Raw genomic sequence first — 21584 nt, forward strand, 5'->3', positions numbered from 1 at the left:
AAAACAACTTTTGTATAGTGAATATAGAATCAAATGGAAACGATAAGGTCGGGAGTCCTTCAAAAAACCTACATAAACGTCGTTTAGGTTCGTTGAAGGGAAACCGACGGATGCCTGCCTCACTACGATAAGGAACGGGAGATCTTCAAACAATCGGTTGGCGATTGGTTGAAGGTAAACCGGCTATGGCAATCGATAGGCAATGGGACGGCCTTTAGAGGGCTGGCTTGCCTGATTGACATAGCCGGTTTTTTCTTTTTTCTCCCGAACGAAGACAAAGGACGAGGGGAGGAGAATGTGATGGCAGCACAATGGTTCATATGGGGATGGCTCGCCGCAGTGGCCATCGTTTTCATCAGCGCAGCCGCATGGCTGCATCCGCGCATGCCGGAGCGGTATGTGCATGTGCACGTCTGGCTGTTGCTTCTTCCGGGAGCGGCGGCTGCCGCCGGATGGATCGGCGCCGGCAACGCAGAGGCCGGGCCGTGGCGGTTTGATGCGGTCAGTTGGTTGGTGGCCGTCTATATTTCACTTCTCAGTTGGGCGATTCAACGGTTTGCCGTTCGCTATTTGCATGGCGACCGCGCTTACCGGCGCTATTTTTCCTTGTTGACGTGGACGGTGTCGGCCGCTTCTCTGACATGGGCAAGCGGCGACATGCGCCTCGTTGCCGTCTGCTGGGGGCTTCCATTGATGGGCCTTGTGGCGTTAACGGCATTGAAAAAAGAATGGAGGCCGGCGCAGTTTGTCGCCCGGCAAATGGCGGTCGTGTTCAGCCTGAGTTGGCTGGCCGTCGTCATCGCTGCCGTCTGGCTCGGAACGGCGGCCGGCGAATGGCAGCTTGCTTCTGCGCTGTCGGCGGAGCGCCTTGCTCGCCTAGACGCCTGGGAGAAGGCGGTGATGAACGGACTGCTTATTTTGGCCGCCATTATCCCAGCTGGGCAATGGCCGTTTCATCGCTGGCTGATGGAATCAGCCGTGACGCCGACGCCGGTGTCAGCGGTGATGCATGCCGGTCTTGTCAACGCTGGGGGGCTCTTGCTTTGGCGCTTTTCTCCGCTTTTTCACGAAACATGGGCGCATGTGGCGCTGTTTCTGATCGCTTTTGCCTCGATTTTGATTGGCACGGGCATCAGCTTAGTTCACGTCGACTATAAGCGCCAGCTTGTCGGTTCGACGATGGCGCAAATGGGTGTCATGCTTGTGCAATGCGCCCTGGGCGCTTACGGGGCCGCAGTAGTGCATTTAGTGCTGCACGGGTTGTTTAAAGCGACGCTCTTTTTGCAGTCCGGGTCCGTCGTGCCGCGAGTCGGTCGGGCAGGATTGCGAAAAACAGGCAGTTCGTGGCCGGGCGGCATCATCCTCGGCGTGCTGCTTGGGTGGGCGTTTTGGCAGGCGGCTCCGCACGAACCGGCCCGGCTGTTGAGCGCGCTTTTGCTTGCGGCCTCGGCGGCGGTCGCTTGGGGACGGCTAGCCGATTTCCGCGAAGGCCGCTGGATGGGCCTGGCGGCGGTGGCTGTGTTGGCGTTTGGTTCGGAAACGGTGCGCCATCAGTTTTTGACGCTGCTCGGCCAGGGGGAAGCGACGGTTTTTGTGCCGCCTGCCGCGTTTGAATGGACAGTAGGCGTCTTGTTTGCGATGGCGGCATTGACCGCTGCCTGGCTGGCAAACCGGTGCACATCGGCGCTTGCCGTTCGGGTGTATATGCATCTCGTTCATCTCGGGGAGCCGCGCCCAGCGGCTATGGAGGCGCATCCCCGTTATTTGGCATCCTATCTGAAGGAGGGAATGGCTCATGAGTAAAAGTGCAATGCCGCTTGAACGGCTAACGGGGGAATCGAAGCCCACCGGCGCAGAAGCCCGCCCGCTTGCTATGCTTGTCAGCGAAGCGGCAAAGGCGGTTGCGCCGCTTTGGCCGATTTCCGCCTTTATCGCCCGCCATCCGTGGATGGGGCTTGAAGAGCAGACGTTTGCCGACGCAGCCGACCGCCTGCAGCAGGCGCATGGAATTGATTTGTATCCGCCGATGGCGGTTTTCCATGCGGCGATGGCAAAAGGGGAGATTGACCTTGTATTCGTCGAGCGGCGGCTGCAGCGTTGGCTTGACAACAAGCCGCTCCCGGTGCGGCGCCAAGAAGCAGAGCGAATGTGCCGCGCCCTCCTTTGGAATGAGACGGTGCCCAACGAGGCGCTTCGTCTGCCGGAACTGGCGGAGCTGGCGCATGCGGCGGCATGGCGTCCGGCGGCTGTTCGGACGGCGGGCGCCGCGTTGCACGGCGTAAGCCAACGCCTTGACCAACAAACCGTCAAATGGTGCAAACTGTTTTATGGTTCGAACACGGCGCCATGGGCGCTTCCACATCGTGAGCTGGGGTTTTACGGAGCATGGCGCCGGCTCATCGCCGCCGACCCGGCGCTCTCGAAAGAGGAACGGAAGCGGCTTGCCGATTGGCCGCACGACGGGGAAGAGGCGCTGCGTCAAGCGTTGATGAAGCTTGGCGTACAGGAGGAAGAGACCGCCGCTTACTTGGAGGCGCATTTGTTGGCGTTGCCCGGCTGGGCTGGCATGGTTGTATGGCAGTCGCGCCGGACGGGCGACGAATTGCGGGGATTGATTGACTATTTGGCGGTCCGTCTGTCGCTTGAATGGACGCTTGTGGCGCCATATTTGCCGCTTGAACGGGAGGATCATGCGGACATCGGCGCTGCTCTTTCACTGTTGGCCGCTTGGCTGCATTGGGGAGGGATGACGCTGGAAGACTGGCGGAACCTGTCCGGCAAAGAGCAGCGCGCCCGGTTGGCGTTTATCGATCGGTTTTGGCGAATTGACCGGTGTCATCTTTGGCTTGAAGCGTGGGAAGATACGTATGAAGCGAAATTGAAAGAAGCGGTATTGGCGCATCAGCCGATGGATGAGACGAAGAAGGCGGCAGCGCAGCTATTGTTTTGCATCGACGTCCGTTCCGAGCCGTTCCGCCGCCATTTGGAAGCGGCCGGACCGTTTGAAACGTATGGCTGCGCCGGCTTTTTCGGCTTGCCGATTCAAACGCGCGCACTTGACAGCGATGACGCTCACCCGTCATGCCCGGCGATCGTCGCGCCGCAGCATGAAATCAACGAAACCGCCGCTTTGGAAGCGGCGCGTCCGTACCGTCGCCGGCGCGATGCATTCCGCTTTGTCGGCCAGACGTTTAAAAAGATCAAACAGCATATGTTGGCCGGCTTATTGCTTCCGGAAATGAGCGGACCATGGCTCGGCCTTCATACCTTCGCCCGCAGCGCCGCGCCGGCTTGGGCTGGCCGGGTCGTCCGCCAGGCGGAAGCGGCAGCCGAACATAAGCCGAAGACGGACTTGTCGCTCCACCGCTATGGAAAGGATGAATCGTCTGGACTGCCGATCGGCTTTACAACCGAGGAACAAGTGCAATACGTGAAGCAGCTGCTCGTCAACATTGGCTTGACGTCTTCGTTCGCTCCGCTTGTGGTTGTTTGCGGCCATGAAAGCGAGACGGCCAACAACCCGTACGCTTCGGCGCTCGATTGCGGGGCGTGCGGCGGTGCGGCCGGGGCGTTCAACGCCCGCGTATTCGCCGCGTTGGCCAACTTGCCGGAAGTGCGCGCTGGACTGGCGGCTGAAGGGATCAACATTCCGGATGAAACGGTGTTTGTCGCTGCGGAACATATTACGACCGTCGATGAAGTCCGCTGGCTTGATGTGCCGCCGTTGCCCGCAGCGGCTGAGGCGGCGTTTCGACAGCTGAAGCAGGTGCTTGGCGAAGCGAGCCGCCGTGCGAACGCTGAGCGGATGGCAAAGCTCCCCCATGTCGGACAGACGCCGCGCGATCCGGTGGCGGAAGCGCAACGGCGCGCCGTTGATTGGAGCGAGATCCGTCCAGAATGGGGATTGGCCCGGAATGCTGCGTTCTTGATCGGCCGCCGCAAGTTGACAAAAGGAAAGGACTTAAACGGCCAGGTGTTTTTGCATAGCTACGATTGGCGCGAAGATCCGACCGGTGAGGCGCTCGCCGGCATTATCGCCGGGCCGGCGACCGTCGGACAATGGATTAACTTGCAATATTACGCTTCAACAGTCGCACCGCACTACTACGGGAGCGGCGATAAAACGACCCAGACGGTGACCGGCGGCATCGGCGTCATGCAAGGGAACGGGAGCGACTTGTTAGCCGGCTTGCCATGGCAGTCGGTCGCCGCGTCCGATCGCGAACTGTTTCATGCTCCGCTTCGGTTGCTTGTCATCATCGAAGCGCCGTCCTATTATATCGAGCAGCTGCTCGACAGAAATGAAGAGTTTCGTCGCAAAGTGCAAAACGGTTGGCTCCGTCTCGCCTCGATTGACCCAGACAGCGGGGCGTGGGTGAACTGGGAGGCAGGCCGTCTTGCATCAAGGCAGAAGCGCTAAAAAGCAACGATTTGCCGCTTGCCGAGTTTGCTTGGCGGGCGGCTTTTTTTGCTGCCTGCCAAACGAGGCAGGGAAAATGGATGTACGCCGCGAAACAAGATAATAGTTGGTATAACAGCAACAAGAAAGACGAGGAAAGAGGGAAAGCGGATGAAAACGCAGTTTATCGCCGGCCATGCGCGGCTGCCGGCCGGAATGGCGGCCAAAAGCCTTTACGATACGCTGACGATTACGGCGGAAATTGATAAAAAGTACGGGGTGATCGTGGAGGCATCATGCACACTGGCTACTGAACACGGGCGCGATTATGTCGCCCGGCTGCTGCGCGGCCATTCACTGCGCGACGGCATTGACGAGCTGTTGGCGGAGCTTGACGAAGGGTATTTAGGGAAAGCCCATTCTGCTCTGTGCGCGGCGCTGAAAGATTTGTACAAACAATATTGCAAAATGGAGGAGAAAGAGCCATAAGCCGCTGCCCCCTCATCGGTTGATGGGGGGCAGCGGCGTTTTGGTGCGGCTCAGCGGTTTGGCCCCCCATGATTTCGTTCGTGATTCAGTTTTCAGCTGGCCGCCATGCCGGCAGCGTTTTGCGCAACGGTTTGTCTTGGCGGTAACCGAGCACATATTCGGCCTGCATGATCGTATGAATTTCCCGTGTTCCTTCGTAAATGACCGGCGCTTTCGAATTGCGCAAGTAGCGCTCGACCGGATATTCGTTCGAGTAGCCGTAGGCGCCGTGGATTTGGACCGCATCGTCAGCCGCTTTGTTGGCGTAATCGCAGGCGATCCATTTGGCGAGCGATGTTTCCCGCGTGCAGCGGCGGCCTTCGTTTTTCAAAAAGCCGACTTTGTACACGAGCAGGCGGCTGATTTGCAGGCCGGCTTCCATACGGGCGATCATTTGCTGGACGAGCTGATGGCGGCCGATTTCTTTGCCGAACGTTTTTCGTTCATGGCAGTATTTGACGCTGGCTTCCAAGCACGCCATAATGAGGCCGACGGCGCCGGCGGCGACGGTGAAACGGCCGTTGTCAAGCGCGGACATGGCGATTTTGAATCCTTCGCCTTCTTCCCCGAGCAAGTTTTCTTTCGGGACGCGGACGTTGTCGAAAAACAGCTCGCCAGTGTTTCCGGAACGAATGCCAAGCTTCCCTTTGATCGGGCGCGACGAAAAGCCGGGCATCGTCCGTTCGACGATAAAGGCGGAAATACCGCGATGTTTTTTCGATTTGTCCGTATAGGTGAACACAAGGAAGTGGTCAGCGATATCAGAGAGGGAAATCCACGTTTTTTGTCCGTTTAAAATATAGTCATCGCCATCGCGGACAGCGGTCGTCTGGATCGAAGCGACGTCCGAGCCGGCGTTTGGTTCAGTGAGGCCGAACGCGCCGATTTTTTCCCCGCGGGCTTGCGGGATAAGGTATTTTTGTTTTTGTTCCTCAGTTCCCCATTGCAAAAGAGTGAGGCTATTGAGTCCGGTGTGGACCGACACGGCGGTGCGAAACGCCGTATCGCCGCGCTCAAGCTCTTCGCAGACGATGGCGAGCGAGTTGTAGTCCATGCCCATGCCGCCGTATTCTTCCGGGATGCACACTCCCATTAAATTGAGCTCGGCGAGCCGTTTGAAAATGTTGCGGTCGAATTCGCCGCGTTCGTCCCATTCTTTGATATACGGCATGATCTCTTTGTCGACGAATTTGCGCACCGTTTGCCGGAGCATTTCTTGTTCCGGTGTAAAGTCGAAGTTCATCATCGTTTCCATCCCCCTATGCATCCGTTGTTGTGTAAAGGCGGTTGCCATTGCATGCCAGTGCACTGGCGGGCGTTCAGCCGGCCGTTTCCAGAAACTTTGTCTTCGCGTTGGTTATGGCGATTCGTTATCGTTGCCTTCGGCTTCTGGATCGTTTTGCCACCTGGTTTCGGCTTCGTTGTTATGTTCGCCGGCGAGCGGCGGCGGCAGCCGGTAGGAGACCGGTGTCCCAGACAGCTTGAGCGGGCTGGCGACAAGTTTCAGCGGACCGACGGTTGGGTGGTGCATGGTGACCGTCATATGACGCGCGTTGGTTTGCGGATGGCGAAACAGTTCGTCCATCGTTTGCACCGGGCCGCACGGGATCCCTTTTTCAGCGAGAAGGCGCTGCCATTCGGCGCGCGTCCGCCGCTTGATTTCTTCATTCAGCCGCCGGTTTAGTTCGTCCCGATGGGCGACGCGGCCTGGGTTTGTCTGAAAACGCGGGTCAGACCCGATCGAGCGGTCGGACAATAGCGAGCAAAGCGCCTGAAATTGCCGGTCATTGCCGACGGCGATGACGATCGGACCGTCGCTTGCCTCGTACGTTGAATACGGAACGATGTTCGGATGCTCATTGCCAAGCGGCTGCGGAATGTCACCTGACATTAAGTAGTTCGCCGCCACATTCACCAATGCACTGACAGCGCAGTCAAAGAGCGATAAATCAATTTTTTGTCCGCGCCCCGTTTTTTCACGAGCCAAAAGCGCCGCTTCGACGGCGATGGCCGCATACAACCCTGTAAACACGTCGGTGACGGCCACTCCCACTTTGAGCGGGCCGGTGTCCGCGGTGCCGTTGATGCTCATCCAGCCGCTCATCGCCTGAATGATGTAGTCGTAGCCGGGAAGCGAAGCGAGCGGACCGGTTTCGCCGAACCCGGTGATCGAGCAGTAGATGAGGCGCGGGTTGAGGCGGGACAGCGCTTCATAGTCAAGCCCCCATTTGTCCATCGTCCCGGTTTTGAAATTGTGGATGACGACATCGGCTGTCTCCGCCAGACGGCGAACGGTTTCCCGCCCTTGTTCTGTTTTTAGATCGACGGTTACACTTCGCTTGTTGCGGTTGACGGCCGTGTAGTAGGCGCTCATCCCATTTTGGAACGGCGGCCCCCAAAACCGGGTGTCATCCGACCCGCCCGGCGCTTCGATTTTGATGACATCGGCCCCTAAATCGCCTAAAATCATCGTCGCATACGGGCCCGCCAATACGCGCGACAAGTCAAGGACGCGCACGCCATCAAGCGCTCCCGCCATTCGTTTCCCCCCTTTCCTGACATGCAAAAAGCCGGTTCCCAGGCAAGGTAAAGACAGGAACCGGCTTGAACGGACTGAGAAGGCATTCCGGCGCGGAAATGCCGTCAGGCCGCACAGTTCTTTTTCAATAATATGGAAGGCAAACATAGCGATGAATGCTGCCGTGACGGATAGCGAAGTCAATGAACAGTGATGCCAGCCGTCTGATCTGCCGGGCGGTGAAGCGGGCAGGAGACGACTCGATACATTTATTATAAAATATTGTTTGATAATTGTAAATAATCTAACTTGTATAAAAAACATCCGCCAGCCTTAATCGGCTAGTGGAGGGAAGTAAAGATGCGCTTCGCTGCGTTGACGGCGTAGCGGCTGCCGCCGTCGTTTTCCACCCCTTCGATCAACAGGGCAAGCAACAGATCACGGCGGTCGGCCGGGTAGGCAACGAACAAACCATTTTCCTTTCCTTGTGTTCCTTTTTCCTGCTTCAGCTCGGCGGTCCCGGTTTTGCCGGCAAGCGGAATAGATTTGATGTAAGCATCATGAGCCGTTCCGTTCGGATCAGCGACAACACGGACTAAATCGCCGGCGACGATGGCGGCTGTCTGGCTGGAGATGACGCCTTGTTTCCAGACGGTTTTCGGTTGGCCTTTTTCGAGCACCGGTTGAAGCAAATCACCTCCCGTTACAAACGGGGTGTAGGCAGCGGCAAGGTGAAGAATGCTCATTTGCATTTCCCCTTGTCCATAGGCAGTATCGGCCAGTTGTGGTCCCGTTTTCAAGCTCCCGCTATTGGAAAAACGCGACGCCGGAATTGGGTACGGAAATGGTGGCTTTTCTCCAAACCCGAATGAGCGAAGGCCGGACTCCATCCGTTCCGGGCCGAGCTCGAGGCCGGCCATGGCAAAGTAGATATTATCAGAGTAAACAAGGGCTTTGGTCAGGTCGACGCGCTCCGGTCCATCGTGGACGCGGGTGATGAAATAGTTGCCCCATGAACGATCCGGCTGCCAACGTCGGCCGTGAATCGTTTTTGTTTCTTTTGGCGTGATGGCGCCTTGTTCAAGAGCGATGGCGGCAATAATTGGTTTGATGGCTGATCCCGGTGCATAGGTCGCAGCAAAGCGGTTAACGAGCGGGCGGAGCGGGTCATTTTGCCATTTTGCGTATTCCGATGATGAAAGGCCGAGCACGAACCGGTTTGGATCAAACGACGGGGAACTGACAAGTGCCAAAATTTCTCCCGTTTGCGGATGGATGGCCGCCGCTGTGCCGGCGCGACCTTTCATTTCGCGGTAAATGGCCTGCTGGACTTTGGCGTCAATCGTTACCGCAATCGTTTCGCCGTCTCTCGGCTTTGTTTCTGCGATGGTCACGGTCGATCCGTCCGCTTTTTCGATATAAAGGCGGGCTCCGTCATGGGCGCGCAGTCGCCCTTCCCAAAGCTCCTCAAGACCGCGTTTCCCAATCCGGGAGGTTGGTGAGTAGCCTTCATCTTTCTTTGCCTCCCATTCTTCTTTCGTGATCGTGCCCACATACCCGACTAAATGAGCGGCTGCTGCGCCAAGCGGATATTCCCGTTCGGGCGTTTCTTTAACGGCGACGGCTTGGATGCGGCGAGCTTCCTCAACCCGCTTATCCGTTTTCGACACCTTTTGAATCGGTACGAAATAATCGGGACGCACCCAAGGCGCGTTTAGCTTTTCTGTAATTATTTCGGGCGAAACGCCAAGCAGCGAGGCAAGCTTCTGTTTGATGGTTTCCGCATTGTCGCCCATTTGCCCTGGAATTACTCCGATCTCATATGCCGTACCGTTCATGGCAAGCGGCTGGCCGTTGCGGTCGATAATTTCTCCCCGTTTTCCCGGCGTGATGTTCAGCCGCACTTTGTCATTGGGGCCAAGCTGTGGGAAAATATAAGACGGATCCCACTTTATGCGCCATTGTTCTTTGTCATTGGATTGTTCTTTGACAAGCTTTGCCTCGTGGCGAAACTGCACGGGCCCGGCAACTGTGTCCATTTTTACGGAAAACGGCAAGGAGATTTCCGTTTTGTCACCGTCTTTTTTATCAGTTTGAACAGGGACTGGGGCAACGGATAAGTGAGACACCTGGATGTCGCCGTAAATTTTTTTATAGCGGTCAACAAATTGCTCTTTGCCGACTGTTTTTTTCGTTTCTTCTGAGAGCATGTCGTACATTTTCGCAAATTGCTGTTTCGTCCAGTAGGAGGTGTACGTTTTTAATGCATCGTGCGGCGATGGCGGTTTGCTGCAGGAGAAAAGTGTGATTGCTAAAAACGAAATGAGAGCCAACACCCAACGAACATTCCCCATATGTTTCCAATCCCCCTTTTTCTGTTCTCTTTCTACTATATCATGGACAGGAAATATGATCCAACGAAAAGGATGATAGGAAAACATTGCTGTCCAAGGCCAAAAGGGGGGCAACATTTGCCTGCGTTCAGATATAATTGTAGAGAAAGGGGAAACGATGACGCAAAGGAAGTGATGATGCATGTTCCGCATTTTAGTGACGGCAGACGCCAATTATCTTCCACCGCTGAAAGTGCTTATGCATTCGTTATTTTGCAATAACCGGCGCCCGTTTACATTTTATTTGCTTTATTCGCGCATTGCGGAGGAGGAGATCCGGGCGCTTAGTGATTTCGTTCGCAAGCAAGGGCATGAACTGGTGCCAATTTATGTCGACCCGCAGCTGTTTCATGACGCTCCGGTGTTTCGCCACTATACGGCCGAGATGTACTACCGGCTGGCGGCGCATTTGTTTCTTCCGCCCGATGTCGACCGGGTGCTGTACTTGGATCCGGACATTGTCGCCATCAATCCGATCGATGAGCTGTATGAGATGGACTTTGAGGGGAACTGGTTTATCGCCGCCGAGCATACGCATTCGACCAAAGTGGCCAATTTGTTCAACAAACTTCGCTTGAAAACGCCGAACGCGAAAGGCTATTTCAACACGGGCGTCATGATGATGAACATCGCGGCGATGCGCGAACACGTCCGGCTCGCGGACATTTACCAGTTTATCCGCGACAACCGGTTTAAGCTTGTCCTTCCTGACCAAGATGTGCTCAACGGGCTGTATTGGGACAAAATCAAACCGGTCGATGGCTACCGTTACAACTATGATGCCCGTTATTACGATTTTTTGCAGCTGTTGCCCAACCCAAAACATAATTTGGCGTGGATCGAGGAAAACACCGTCTTTATTCATTATTGCGGCAAAGAAAAACCGTGGAAAGACAATTACAAAGGGGAGCTCGGCCTCTTTTACAGGCGATACAGCCAAGTGCTCGAACCGGAGGGGGAGGCGGCGACATAACGGTGCGGTCTGCACAGGAAAGAGGTGTCCCATTGAAAGGACACCTCTTTCCGTTACCGTTTGCGCTCTTGCCGGCGGATGCCAGCAGCGGCCGCGCGCGCCTGCGCCTCGAGGTCTTCATGGTCGGCAAATTCCGCCGAATATTCGACGTCAATGCCGTCAGATTTCAATTGTTTGGGAACCTGCGGCAAAGTTGCCTTGTTTTTGTCGCGCGTCCGTTGTCCGCGAGATCGGCCCATCGTCCATGCCCCCTATAAAGAAGTGTGAATCGTACGATTCATTCATTAGCATGGCATGGACGGCGCCGCCATATAAATAGCAATCATTTCTAATGGCGCGCTTTTTTGGCAGTGTAACCGCCCGCTTGGTCCGCCATTTTAAAATCGCGGGCATAGCTTACTTCTTGGGCGCTTGTCAACGTATGCTTCACTTTTTCACGTTTTCGTTTTTCCGCCATCGCTCGTTCCCTCGCTTTGCATGATATGCCTTTAGTTCCATTTTGGACGAGGCCAGCCGTTTTTATGCATAAATAAAAGAGGATGTCCGAACGGACAGCCTCTTTTTCGATCGTCATGCGTCCTTCCGCGCTTACGCTTCTTTTCGTTGTTCCTTTTCCAGCGTAAAGGAGGGATGGCGCATCGTATAAAGCGTGTAGTTGTCTTTTGTAATTTCGTACAAATTGTATACATCCGCGCCGATTTGCTCGAGCAGCGCCCGCCGCGTTTCGTTGGCCGGCGTGACGTACGGCAGTTTTTCCGCCGCTTTGATCGAGCGAACATTGACTTTGCGGATGCGCAAAAATACTGTTTCGATGGAAAGCTCATAAAACAGTTCGTGGAAAAACGTTTCCTTGGCGCGCTGATTGTAGCCGCGCCCGTGGTACGGTTTGCCAAGCCACGTTCCTAAAAAGCCGGCGCCATCTTGAATGTCAAAGAGGCTGATCGTGCCGATCGGGTTTCCCCATTCGTCCAAAATCGTGCGCGAAATGAGCTCGCCTCGTTCTTCCGCCTCAATGAGCTGTTTCGTCATGAACAAAAACTCCTCGTACGAGCCGGCTTTTTGGCGCACAAAAGGGAAGACGTCCGGGTGCACCATCAGCTCGTACAGCGCATGGCAGTCTTGCAGCTCGCGTTTTTTCAGCATGGCCAATCCCTCCTTTAGTCCCGAGGGCAGCCTCCTAGCGGGAAACCACCCTCGAAATTTTTTTATAAAAACATCGTTAAAAAAATTTCGGGGTGGGAATCGAACCCACTAGAACCAGCGCGAGCGCTGGTGGCGCACCATTTGCCTTCCCCTTATTCCTGTCCGTATGCGGTTATGAACAACAACTGCCCTGAAGTCTTCTTTATCATACACGATTAGATGAAAAAAGGGAATTGCTTTTTTGTTAATTTTTTTTGGATATTTTTTGTCAGCCTTGCGGCAAAAACAAATCCGTGAGACAATCTTCTAACGTTGGAAACGAAAAGCGGAACCCAGCTTGCAGCAGCTTTTCCGGAATGACGCGTTGCCCTTCGGCAACAAGCATGCTCATTTCGCCGAGGACAAGGCGAAGTGCCCAGGCGGGAACCGGAAGCCAGTGCGGGCGGCGAAGCAGGCGGGAGACCGTACGACCGAACTCGTCCATTTGCACAGGATGGGGAGCGGTGAAATTGATCGGGCCGGACAATTCCTCGTGTTCGATGATGTACGAGACTGCGCGCACGACGTCTTCAAGATGAATCCACGATAGCCATTGCCGTCCGCTGCCGACCCGGCCGCCGATGAACAAACGGTAGGGCATGACCATCATCGGCAAGGCGCTGCCATGTCGGGCAAACACGACGCCAAAGCGAGCGTAGACGGTGCGGATGCCGAGTTGTTCGATGGGGCTCGCTGCTGCTTCCCACGCCTGAACGGTCTTGGCGAGAAAATCGCTGCCGTAATCGGCTGTTTGTTCCGTAAATGTCGCGGAGTCCGAAGTGCCGTAAATGCCGATGGCGCTGGCATTGATGAATAAGATAGGCCGTTCGGACAGCGAGCGAATGTAGTTCACCATTGCCTCCGTTGCCCGGAGGCGGCTGTTAACAATCACCTCTTTTTGCTTTGCCGTCCAACGTTTTCGGTTGAGCGGCTCTCCAGCCAAATTCACGGCCACGTCGATGGCGGCCGGCTTCCGGTTATCGTCGAAGGAAAGGTAGTGAATCCGGTCTTCTGAAGGTTTCGGAGAGCGGGTGAAAATGTAGATGTCATGTCCTTGATCGGAAAAATGGCGGGCGAGCGCCTGGCCGATCAGCCCGGTTCCGCCATTGATGGCGATGCGCATCTTGATTCCCCTTCCATTGGTTTATTTTATGACTTCGCTTTTGGTGTCAGAAGTTCCTGCTTATGATACCATAAAAGATAAGGGGGACAAACAATGGGAACGATTGCCGACATTGTCGCAACCGAACAAAATGCTGAACGATTTTGGATTGTCGTGCACCGTGACGGCGCACCGTCGTTGAGATTGACAGTTGATCAAGATGTATTGCTTCAATTCCGCTTGAAAAAAGGGCTGGAGATCAGCGACGACCTGCTTCAACATATTGTGTATGCCGATGAGGTGAAAAAGGCGTATCAACAGGCGCTTTACTTTTTGGCGCACCGGATGCGTTCGGAGCATGAGGTCGCCGCACACTTGCGAAAAAAAGGCGCTCCGGATTCGGTGATTGATGAAGTGCTCAAAAAACTTCGCGCCGAGCGGTATGTCGATGACGAGGCGTTTGCCGCCGCTTACGTACGCACGCAAAAAAAGACGGCGGCGAAAGGGCCGCTTCTCATCCGCGCTGAACTGGAACGGCTCGGTGTTTTGGGCTGCTTGATCGAGCAGAGTTTGGCGGAGTATACGTTGGATGAACAGATGGCCATCGCCCGCTCGCTTTACGAAAAAGCGAAAAAACAGCGCCGGGCTGAATCGGCTCGCGCGTTTTTGGAACGGGTGCGGCAGCAGCTGATGCGCAAAGGGTTTCCGCATGAGGTGATTGCCGCCGTTTTGGCGGATGGCGGCGCTCATACTGAACAAGAAGAACGGGCGGCGCTCAGTGTTCAGGCGGAGAAAGCGCACCGCCGTTATGCGCACCACCCGCGGTCGCTTTATGAGCAAAAGATGCGCCAAGCCCTTTATCGGAAAGGGTTTTCACTCGACTTGATCGATGAATGGCTGCGCGGGCAAGGCAGCGGTGAAAACCAAAAAGGGGGATCGTGACCATGAGAGAGGACCAAAAACGGTATAGCGAGATGACGAAAGAGGAGTTGCAGCGGGAAATCGCCGTGTTGGCTGAGAAAGCGCGCAAGGCGGAGCAGATGGGCATGGTGAATGAATATGCTGTCTATGAGCGAAAAATGGCCATGGCGAAAGCGTATATGCTTAACCCTGCTGATTTTCCCCCGGGAGAGATTTATGAAATTGAAGGAGCACCTGGGGAATATTTCAAAGTTCGCTATTTAAAAGGAGTGTTTGCCTGGGGCTGGCGGCTGAAAGGAAACGGGGAGGAAGAAGCGTTGCCGATTTCGCTGCTCCGCAAGCCGAATTTGCCCTCCTCATGACAGGCGGGCTCAGTTTGCAACCAGACGGAAAGCGAGTCGAAAGAAAAAAACTTAGGGGGAACAACCCCTAAGTTTTTTCGCTACGACTGCTTGCGCGTCTGCCGCTCTAAAATGATGAGGTCGAGCGTTTGCTGCGTTTCACCGTTCACCTGCGAATGAGCGTGTTTCGGATTGGCCCACGGCTGCTGGAACGGATTCGAGTAAAAGTTGTCATAAAATTTTTTGCGCCGATGGTGACCCATGACCGTTCACCTCGCTGCTGAATGTGCCGGGGAGCAGGCGAATGTGTCCATGCTCCCCGGTTTTTCTCTCTTTAGAAGAAGTCGCTGCGCTTGCCTGAAGCGCGCATCCGCTCTTGTGGGTGAGTGTTGGTCGTCCCGTCAGCCCGCTTGGACGCGTATTCCGCTTTGGCGCGCGGCTCGCCTTCGAGCTTGTTGTTGTTTTGGTTCGGGAAGTTGCGCTCCTTATTTCGCACGGCCCATTCCCCCTTTTGAGGCGAGCTCGTGTTGGATGGCCAACACGTATTCTTATTATGAAACGAAGGGGGGCGCTTATGTGTGCAAATTGTTGGGATCAAAACAAGCCGCTCTGTCAGTTTGGCGTCACCTCGAGCTTTTTCCGCAGCCTTCCTTCGCTGAACATCCAGCCCGTGTATGAGCTGACAATGTTGAGGTTGCGGTCTAGCTGAACGACGGCCACGAATGGATAGTATCCTTTGCTCCGGTAGCGCAAATCAGTAAAGCGCACTTCATAATAGTCGTCGTATTCGTTCATTTCCCAACGGTACACCGGGGAAAACGACAAAAAGGCGGCGGCGTTTTCATCGCGCTTGGCGGCGTTGATCACCGGGTGGTCGGGAAGCGGCCGTTTTTGGAAGCGGTCGAGGATGATGAGCTCGCCGTGTTTGACGCGGGCAACGTAAAATTCGTCGCAGGTTGAAATGGCTAAATGCCATTCGCGCGGCCGCCACGTCGGCACAGTAATGATGTCCGTCACTCCTTGTATAGAGGCGTGCACGAGCTGTTTAATGTTGGCTTGCTCGCGGAAGCGGAACACATAATACGCGGCCACGAGCGCATAAACGACGAGAAACGCATAACCGGGGTGGACGTTGAGAAACAGGGCGCCGACGCCGAGTAAATGAAGCGCAAAAATAACTGGGTCAAACGTATGAACGACGCCAAGGGCGATCCATTTTTTTGTGAACGGGCGCAGCGCTTGCGTCCCGTAAGCGTTAAAAATATCGACAAACACGTGAAAGGCAACAGCCACAAACGTCCAAAGCCAAACGCGGAGCCAGTCCGTTTCCGGATAGACGGCGGCCATGATGCCGACGATCAACAGCGGCCAAATGACAACGGCGGGAATCGAATGGGTGATGCCGCGATGGTTGCGAATATATTTGGCGTTATTGCGCAACTTTAAAATCGTATCGATATCGGGTGCCTGTGATCCGGAGAGCGTGCCAATCAATACGGCATGGGATAAAAACGGGTCATGGGCAATGGCGGGGTCGAGCGATGCTAAGCTGCCGAGCGCCACTCCCATCAAAACATGTGTGCCTGTATCCAACGTGAAGGCGCCTCCTTTGTCAGCGTCGTTTGTTAGTATATCCCGCCCGGGGTCGGGCCAATAACCGTTCTCTTGTCCAGTTGGGGCAAACAACGGTATGGCTATTGTATCATACGACGCCGACAGCTGGGAGGGGCGGAATCACTAAAATTCATTGCCGACGCAAGCCTGCAACGGATGGTGTTTTGGCAAACAAAACAGCGCCCTGCTTTTGCACAGGACGCTGTTAGTTTTGGAAGAAGAGGTTTCAGTTGTCAGCTCCAAGCCGCTGGCCAATCGCTTTAAGCGCGGACAGGAAAAAGCGAATGGCGCGGTTGACATCAGGATCGTTCAGCGCCTTCAACAGGTCAAACAGCCCGATCTTTTTCGTCTCAACAGCTGTCTGTTCGTACGCCTCCATGGCGCCTTCGGCGATATGCTCAAGCAATTTGGCCGTTTTTTCTGGATCGAGCGAAGAGGCGAGGCCAGCCAAGGCGAACGCGTGGTTGATCATCGTCGTCACCGGTTTTTGATTGAGTTGGCCGACCACGATTTTGGCCACCTTTTCGCGCGACTTTAACAAAGCGCTGGCTGCTTCAAGCAAGCCGCTTTCGTGGAGCTGTTCGATGACGTCCAATAGTTCGCGGACTGCTTCTTCGCTGTCGCCGACCGCTGCTTTTAGCTTTGCGAGCGCTTCGGACCGCTTTTCTTCTTCGTTCATCTGGCGTTTCTGAATCGTGGCAATCGGTTTAGCCACCGACTTTCACCCCTTTTTCCTCGTCTGTGAGCGGCACGTAGTCGCGGCGCTGCCATTTCCGCTCGACTTCAACGCCGTTTTGCGGATGGCGCTGTTTAAAGCGCGGATTCGTGCGCGGCAACGGCGTGTCTCCCGAGCGTTCGATCACTTCCATGCGCACCCGCGTTTGTTTGTAGGCCGGCGTATTCGTGCGATGGTCGGTTTGCGGTCCGGTCAAAATGTTAATCGCGCTCTCATTGGCCATTGAATGCATCGGCAAAAACAGCTCGTTGCCTCTGACCCGGTCGGTGACGAGCACGCGCACTTTGACGCGGCCGTACGGCGAGATGAGCCGAACGAGCGCCCCATCTTCAATGCCGCGTTCCTTGGCGAGTTCAGGGGATACTTCGACAAACACTTCTGGGAATTTATGCTCGATGCCTTTTGATTTGTACGTCAAGTTTCCTTCATGGAAGTGTTCAAGCAGCCGGCCATTGTTGACGAGCAAATCGTACTCTTCCGGATATTGCGCCGGTTCGACCCAATCAGCCAGCGCAAAGCGGGCCTTGCCGTCCGGGAAATTGAACCGCTCTTTGTACAACAGCGGCGTATCGGCGCCATCATAGCTGCCCCAGCATAAGCTGTTCCAGCCTTCGAGCCGGTCATAGTGCGCCTGCGAGTACAGCGGGGCGAGGCTGGCGATTTCATCCATAATTTCCTTCGGACCGGCGTAATGCCAATCGGCGCCAAGCCGTTTGGCGATTTCTTGAATGATCCACCAGTCCGGTTTTGAATCGCCGAGCGGTTCGAGCGCTTGATAAAACCGTTGGATGCGGCGCTCGGTATTCGTGAATGTTCCTTCTTTCTCCAAGTTCGGCGCCGCTGGCAAGATGACATCCGCAAATTGCGCTGTTTTGGATAAGAAAATGTCTTGGACGACGACAAAATCAAGTTTCGCCAACGTCTCTTGCACGTGGTTGGCGTTGCAGTCGACGAGCGCCATGTCTTCGCCGACGATGTACATCGCTTTCAGTTCGCCGCGCTCGGCCGCTTCGAGCATTTGGATGTTGTCAAGGCCTGGTTTCGCATCAATGCGGACGCCGTACGCTTTTTCAAATTTTGCTCGCGCCGCATCATCGGTCACATGTTGGTAGCCCGGCAGCCAAGCTGGAAGCGACCCCATGTCGCACGCCCCTTGGACGTTGTTATGACCGCGCAATGGGAACGCGCCCGCCCCTGGACGGCCATAGTTGCCGGTTGCCAAAAGCAAGTTGGAAATCGCCGCCGATGTGTCGCTGCCGCCTGTGTTTTGCGTGACCCCCATGCCCCAGAGGACGCACGTGCCGTCCGCTTCATGGATCATTTCGGCGATGCGGATGAGATCGGCTTTGGCGACGCCGGTGACTTGTTCGGCATAATCAAGCGTATATTTTTCCAGCAATTGTTTAAACTCTTCAAAGAAATGGACGCGTTCGCGAATGAACGCCTCATCGTGCCAGCCTTGGTCGATGATGTATTTCGTCACGGCCATCAGCCATACTTGGTCGGTTCCTTGTTTGGGGCGGATGAACAAATCAGCCCGCTCGGCCATTTCATTGCGGCGCAAGTCCGCGACAATGAGTTTTTGCCCAAACAGTTTATGCGCCCGTTTGACGCGGGTGGCGATGACCGGGTGCCCTTCCGCCGGGTTGGCGCCGATGATGATGACTAGACCTGCAGAAGCGATGTCATGAATCGTGCCGGAGTCGCCGCCCATGCCGACCGTGCGGAACAGGCCGTCGGTTGCCGGCGATTGGCAGTAGCGCGAACAGTTGTCGACATTGTTCGTTTCAAATACTTGCCGCGCCAGTTTTTGCATTAAATAGTTTTCTTCGTTGGAAATTTTTGATGACGAAATAAACCCGATGGCGTTGCCGCCGTATTGCCGCTTGATCGCGCCCAATTTTTCGGCAACGAGGTCGAGCGCTTCGTCCCATGTCGACTCGACGAAGACGTCGCCTTTGCGGATGAGCGGTTTCGTCAGGCGCTCTTCGCTGTTGACGAAATCCCAGCCGAATTTCCCTTTGACGCATGTCGAAATGGCGTTGACCGGCGCTTCAGAAACCGGCTGGATTTTTAAAATTTTCCGCCCTTTCGTCCACACTTCAAACGAACAGCCGACACCGCAGAACGTGCAAACCGTTTTCGTCTTTTTGATCCGTTGTTCGCGCATGGCGGCTTCAATTTCGGAAACGGCGAAAATGGCGGTGTAATTCGGCTCCACTTCTTTGACGAAATCGATCATCGGATTGAGCACGTCTTTGTCCAGCCCCGTCATAAATCCGGCTTCGCCGAGCATCGATTTTTCCATTAAGGCGTTGCACGGACAGACGGTGACGCAATGCCCGCAGCTGACGCACGACGACTCGTTGATCGGCACGCCCCCGTCCCAGACGACGCGCGGCCGCTCGGCGCTCCAGTCAATGGACAGCGTCTCGTTCACTTGCAAGTTTTGGCACGCTTCTACGCATTGCCCGCAGGCGATGCATTGGTTCGGGTCGTAGCGGTAAAACGGATGCGACATGTCCACCTCGGACGGGTCGACTTTTGGCCGGTACGGATACGTTTGATGTTCAATTTGCATCATTTCCGCGGTGTTGTGGAGCTTGCAGTTGCCGTTGTTGTTGTCGCAAACCGTACAGTACAAGAGATGATTTTCCAACAGGCGGTCCATCGCTTCTTTTTGCGCTGCTTTTGCCCGCGGCGAGCCGAGTTCGACGGTCATGCCGTCCTCAACCGGCGTCGCACAGGCGCGCACGAGTTTTCCGTCCGCCTCCGCGATGCACGTGTCGCACGTTTGAATGGCGCCAAGCTCCGGCGTGTAACAAACTTGCGGATGCGGGATGCCGTGCTCATTGACGACTTCCAAAATGGTCATCCCTTCTTTGGCGCGGTACGGACGACCGTTAATGGTCACTGTCACGAGTTGCGCTTCCATCGATCGCTCCTCCTTCGCAAAATAAAAACCCCACCAGCGATGAGAATCGTGCTTCATCGTGGTGGAGTAGTTCTTTAGCATGGCGGTACTAAACAACCAATCCAGCGTCTGCTAGAATCGTAGAAAAATAACAAGGTGGCGTTCGGCCTTATTATTTTTCCACTGTGTATACGTTTGCTATGATTTATTATTATTATAGTATGGCCGGATGGAGAACACAATGGATTCGCAAGAAGTTTTTCAGGCGCTGGTGAAAGGAGGGAGGCAGATGTCAAAAAAGGAAGCCGCGTTTAATGATATTGTCCGTAAAGTGCGCAAACAGCTGTTTGGCAAAGGGCCCGAGCGGATCAAAACGTATTTTGTCGACAATTTGGCGATTACGATTTTGCACGGCAATTTGACGCCGACGGAGAAATTTATCGCCCGCACGCCGGAGGGACGGGAGATGGTGCATGCGGCGAGAACGAAAATGATCCAAGATGTGTACGTCCAGCACGTGCCGGACGGCATGGAAGAGCTTGTCGGTTCGAAGCTGCTCTATTTGTTCAGCGATATTAAAGTGGAAGAAGATATGGCGGTGTCCGTTTTCGTTTTTGAGAAGCCGATTGAATTGTGACGATTTTGTGAACAAAAACAATTGTTTTTCGTTGCTGTTCGTGATATGCTTATGAATAGTTAGCACGATGAAAATAGTGGAAGCCTCGCCGGCTAAACGGTTTTGCCGCTTGGCAGGCAGGTTTCGGAAACGGATGTGCGTTGGTTTCGCTGCAGAAGTGCTGGGCGCAAACTACCGCTGCTTTTCGCTGACAGGGGGCGAGTGTGTCCTCTTGTCCGGAAGGCGGCGGTTTTATTTTGCATGGAAAGGGGGAATGGCAAGGTGAGCGGGTTTGCGTCGAAACGGCGGCTGATCGTTCGATATGATGGCGGCCAGTTGGCTGAGGAGGAAGATGAGATTGCGCTTGAGTTTCCGTTGACGGTCATGGTCAATGGCGAGGAGTTCGCCACCATCGTTTGCACGCCGGCGCATCTAGATGAATTGGTAATCGGATTTTTAGCCTCGGAAGGAGTCATTCGGACGTGCAGTGACATCAAAGGGATGACCATTGATGGGGAGCGGGGCTTTGCTTATGTCGAACTCGCCGCGGGCGGACTGCCGGCCAAACAGTTTTATGCCAAGCGGTTCATCGGCTCTTGTTGCGGAAAAAGTCGGCAGTTTTATTTTTACAACGATGCGAAAACGGCGAAAACGATCGTCGGCGGCATCACGGTGAAGGCGGATGACTGCATTCGCCTCATGAAAGCGCTGCACGAGCGGTCGACGGACTTTGCGGCGACGGGCGGTCTTCACAACGCCGCGCTCGCCACACCGGATGAGATGGTCGTGATTCGCTCTGACATCGGGCGTCATAACGCGCTCGATAAGCTGTATGGCTATTGCCTGCGTCATCAAGTTGCGATGAAAGACAAGCTCATTGTATTCAGCGGCCGCGTTTCATCGGAAGTGCTGTTAAAGGCGGCGAAAATGGGAGTGAGCGTCCTGCTCTCAAAATCGGCGCCGACGACGCTGGCCTTGGATTTGGCGGATGAACTCGGCATAACCGTCGTTGGCTTTTTGCGCGGGCAGGCGTTTAACGTGTATACGCATGAGAGTCGGATCATCATCGGGTAAAAGGGGAGGAGAGGCTGTGAAAAACCGTTGGCTCATTGCGTTATCGGCTGTCGGCGTTCATATTTCGATTGGGTCTGTTTATGCGTGGAGCAATTTCACCAATCCGTTAAAACAATTGTTTGGATGGTTCGATCAGGAAGTGGCGCTCACGTTCAGCATTGCCATCTTATTTTTAACCCGTGGTGCTAGTTGAGCTTTAGCGCTCAACTAGCCCAAGTGTAACCAGGGAATAAGCTAACAATATACCGTCTAGTGCCACTTCAAATCCGATAA

20 protein-coding genes and 1 pseudogene are annotated in these 21584 nt (G+C 54.9%); 9 read left to right on the top strand and 12 right to left on the bottom strand.

The features are described from left to right. The first annotated feature begins 300 nt into the window (after positions 1-300). From CV945_RS10785 to CV945_RS10795, 3 genes are all read left to right on the top strand, one after another. On the top strand, positions 301-1803 hold the full coding sequence (locus CV945_RS10785; protein WP_100659738.1) for an NADH dehydrogenase subunit 5: 1503 nt from the start codon (positions 301-303) through the stop codon (positions 1801-1803). Then, entirely contained in the window at positions 1796-4420 is a 2625-nt protein-coding gene (locus tag CV945_RS10790; RefSeq protein ID WP_100659739.1) for a DUF2309 domain-containing protein, read from the top strand. Before CV945_RS10785 ends, CV945_RS10790 begins: the two co-directional genes overlap by 8 nt. A 150-nt stretch (positions 4421-4570) precedes the next feature. Continuing rightward, the gene (locus tag CV945_RS10795; protein WP_033005473.1) at positions 4571-4888 is read left to right on the top strand and encodes a DUF3870 domain-containing protein; all 318 of its coding nucleotides are present in this window, start codon (positions 4571-4573) and stop codon (positions 4886-4888) included. Positions 4889-4973: 85 nt separating this feature from the next. Here CV945_RS10795 and CV945_RS10800 read toward each other — a convergent pair whose 3' ends face one another. The 3 genes from CV945_RS10800 to CV945_RS10810 all read right to left on the bottom strand — a co-directional run bounded on the left by CV945_RS10800 (position 4974) and on the right by CV945_RS10810 (position 9799). Continuing rightward, the gene (locus CV945_RS10800) at positions 4974-6173 is read right to left on the bottom strand and encodes an acyl-CoA dehydrogenase family protein (protein WP_100659740.1); all 1200 of its coding nucleotides are present in this window, start codon (positions 6171-6173) and stop codon (positions 4974-4976) included. Between the two features lie 111 nt (positions 6174-6284). After that, entirely contained in the window at positions 6285-7466 is a 1182-nt protein-coding gene (locus tag CV945_RS10805) for a CaiB/BaiF CoA transferase family protein (RefSeq protein WP_100659741.1), read from the bottom strand. Between the two features lie 320 nt (positions 7467-7786). Beyond that, positions 7787-9799 (bottom strand): penicillin-binding transpeptidase domain-containing protein, encoded by a 2013-nt coding sequence (locus CV945_RS10810; RefSeq protein WP_100659742.1) that lies wholly within the window; start codon positions 9797-9799, stop codon positions 7787-7789. A gap of 181 nt (positions 9800-9980) precedes the next feature. Between CV945_RS10810 and CV945_RS10815 the strand changes: the two genes are divergently transcribed. Further along, positions 9981-10811: a glycosyltransferase family 8 protein gene (locus CV945_RS10815; RefSeq protein ID WP_033009875.1), complete on the top strand. Its 831-nt coding sequence runs from the start codon at positions 9981-9983 to the stop codon at positions 10809-10811. Positions 10812-10864: 53 nt separating this feature from the next. Here the strand turns inward: CV945_RS10815 and CV945_RS10820 are convergent, their stop codons facing one another. From CV945_RS10820 to CV945_RS10835, 4 genes are all read right to left on the bottom strand, one after another. Next, complete coding sequence (locus CV945_RS10820) at positions 10865-11050, bottom strand: YfhD family protein (protein ID WP_033009876.1); 186 nt, start codon at positions 11048-11050, stop codon at positions 10865-10867. 89 nt (positions 11051-11139) lie between these two features. Beyond that, the gene (locus tag CV945_RS10825; protein WP_078172606.1) at positions 11140-11268 is read right to left on the bottom strand and encodes a YfhE family protein; all 129 of its coding nucleotides are present in this window, start codon (positions 11266-11268) and stop codon (positions 11140-11142) included. Between the two features lie 131 nt (positions 11269-11399). Then, a complete protein-coding gene (locus CV945_RS10830) occupies positions 11400-11954 on the bottom strand; it encodes a GNAT family N-acetyltransferase (protein ID WP_100659743.1) in 555 nt (184 codons plus the stop codon). 268 nt (positions 11955-12222) lie between these two features. Beyond that, positions 12223-13116 (bottom strand): TIGR01777 family oxidoreductase, encoded by an 894-nt coding sequence (locus CV945_RS10835; protein WP_100659744.1) that lies wholly within the window; start codon positions 13114-13116, stop codon positions 12223-12225. A gap of 93 nt (positions 13117-13209) precedes the next feature. On the opposite strand from CV945_RS10835, the gene recX reads away from it, so the two are divergent. Both recX and CV945_RS10845 read left to right on the top strand, forming a co-directional pair. Continuing rightward, positions 13210-14037 (top strand): recombination regulator RecX, encoded by an 828-nt coding sequence (gene recX, locus CV945_RS10840; RefSeq protein WP_100659745.1) that lies wholly within the window; start codon positions 13210-13212, stop codon positions 14035-14037. Between the two features lie 2 nt (positions 14038-14039). After that, positions 14040-14378 (top strand): YfhH family protein, encoded by a 339-nt coding sequence (locus tag CV945_RS10845; protein WP_033009882.1) that lies wholly within the window; start codon positions 14040-14042, stop codon positions 14376-14378. 80 nt (positions 14379-14458) lie between these two features. Here CV945_RS10845 and CV945_RS10850 read toward each other — a convergent pair whose 3' ends face one another. From CV945_RS10850 to fdhF, 5 genes are all read right to left on the bottom strand, one after another. After that, positions 14459-14620, bottom strand: a complete 162-nt coding sequence (locus tag CV945_RS10850) for a YpzG family protein (RefSeq protein WP_071880153.1) — start codon at positions 14618-14620, stop codon at positions 14459-14461. Between the two features lie 71 nt (positions 14621-14691). Further along, the gene (locus tag CV945_RS10855) at positions 14692-14853 is read right to left on the bottom strand and encodes a small, acid-soluble spore protein K (protein WP_033009883.1); all 162 of its coding nucleotides are present in this window, start codon (positions 14851-14853) and stop codon (positions 14692-14694) included. A gap of 116 nt (positions 14854-14969) precedes the next feature. Next, positions 14970-15950, bottom strand: coding sequence for a metal-dependent hydrolase (locus CV945_RS10860; protein ID WP_100659746.1), 981 nt, complete (start codon positions 15948-15950; stop codon positions 14970-14972). 247 nt (positions 15951-16197) lie between these two features. Continuing rightward, entirely contained in the window at positions 16198-16686 is a 489-nt protein-coding gene (locus tag CV945_RS10865) for a helical membrane plugin domain-containing protein (protein WP_033009885.1), read from the bottom strand. Next, a complete protein-coding gene (gene fdhF / locus CV945_RS10870) occupies positions 16679-19642 on the bottom strand; it encodes a formate dehydrogenase subunit alpha (RefSeq protein ID WP_100659747.1) in 2964 nt (987 codons plus the stop codon). The genes CV945_RS10865 and fdhF overlap by 8 nt, the downstream gene beginning before the upstream one ends. Positions 19643-19910: 268 nt before the next feature. On the opposite strand from fdhF, the gene CV945_RS10875 reads away from it, so the two are divergent. The 3 genes and pseudogenes from CV945_RS10875 to CV945_RS10885 all read left to right on the top strand — a co-directional run. After that, positions 19911-20258 (top strand): Na-translocating system protein MpsC family protein, encoded by a 348-nt coding sequence (locus CV945_RS10875; RefSeq protein WP_100659752.1) that lies wholly within the window; start codon positions 19911-19913, stop codon positions 20256-20258. A 261-nt stretch (positions 20259-20519) separates the two neighbouring features. Beyond that, entirely contained in the window at positions 20520-21311 is a 792-nt protein-coding gene (gene fdhD / locus CV945_RS10880; RefSeq protein WP_050368230.1) for a formate dehydrogenase accessory sulfurtransferase FdhD, read from the top strand. Positions 21312-21327: 16 nt separating this feature from the next. Beyond that, positions 21328-21501, top strand: a pseudogene (locus tag CV945_RS10885) (MFS transporter); the annotation flags it as partial. Between the last annotated feature and the right edge of the window lie 83 nt (positions 21502-21584).

This window comes from Geobacillus sp. Manikaran-105, from assembly GCF_002809955.1.
Taxonomy (GTDB): domain Bacteria; phylum Bacillota; class Bacilli; order Bacillales; family Anoxybacillaceae; genus Geobacillus; species Geobacillus thermophilus.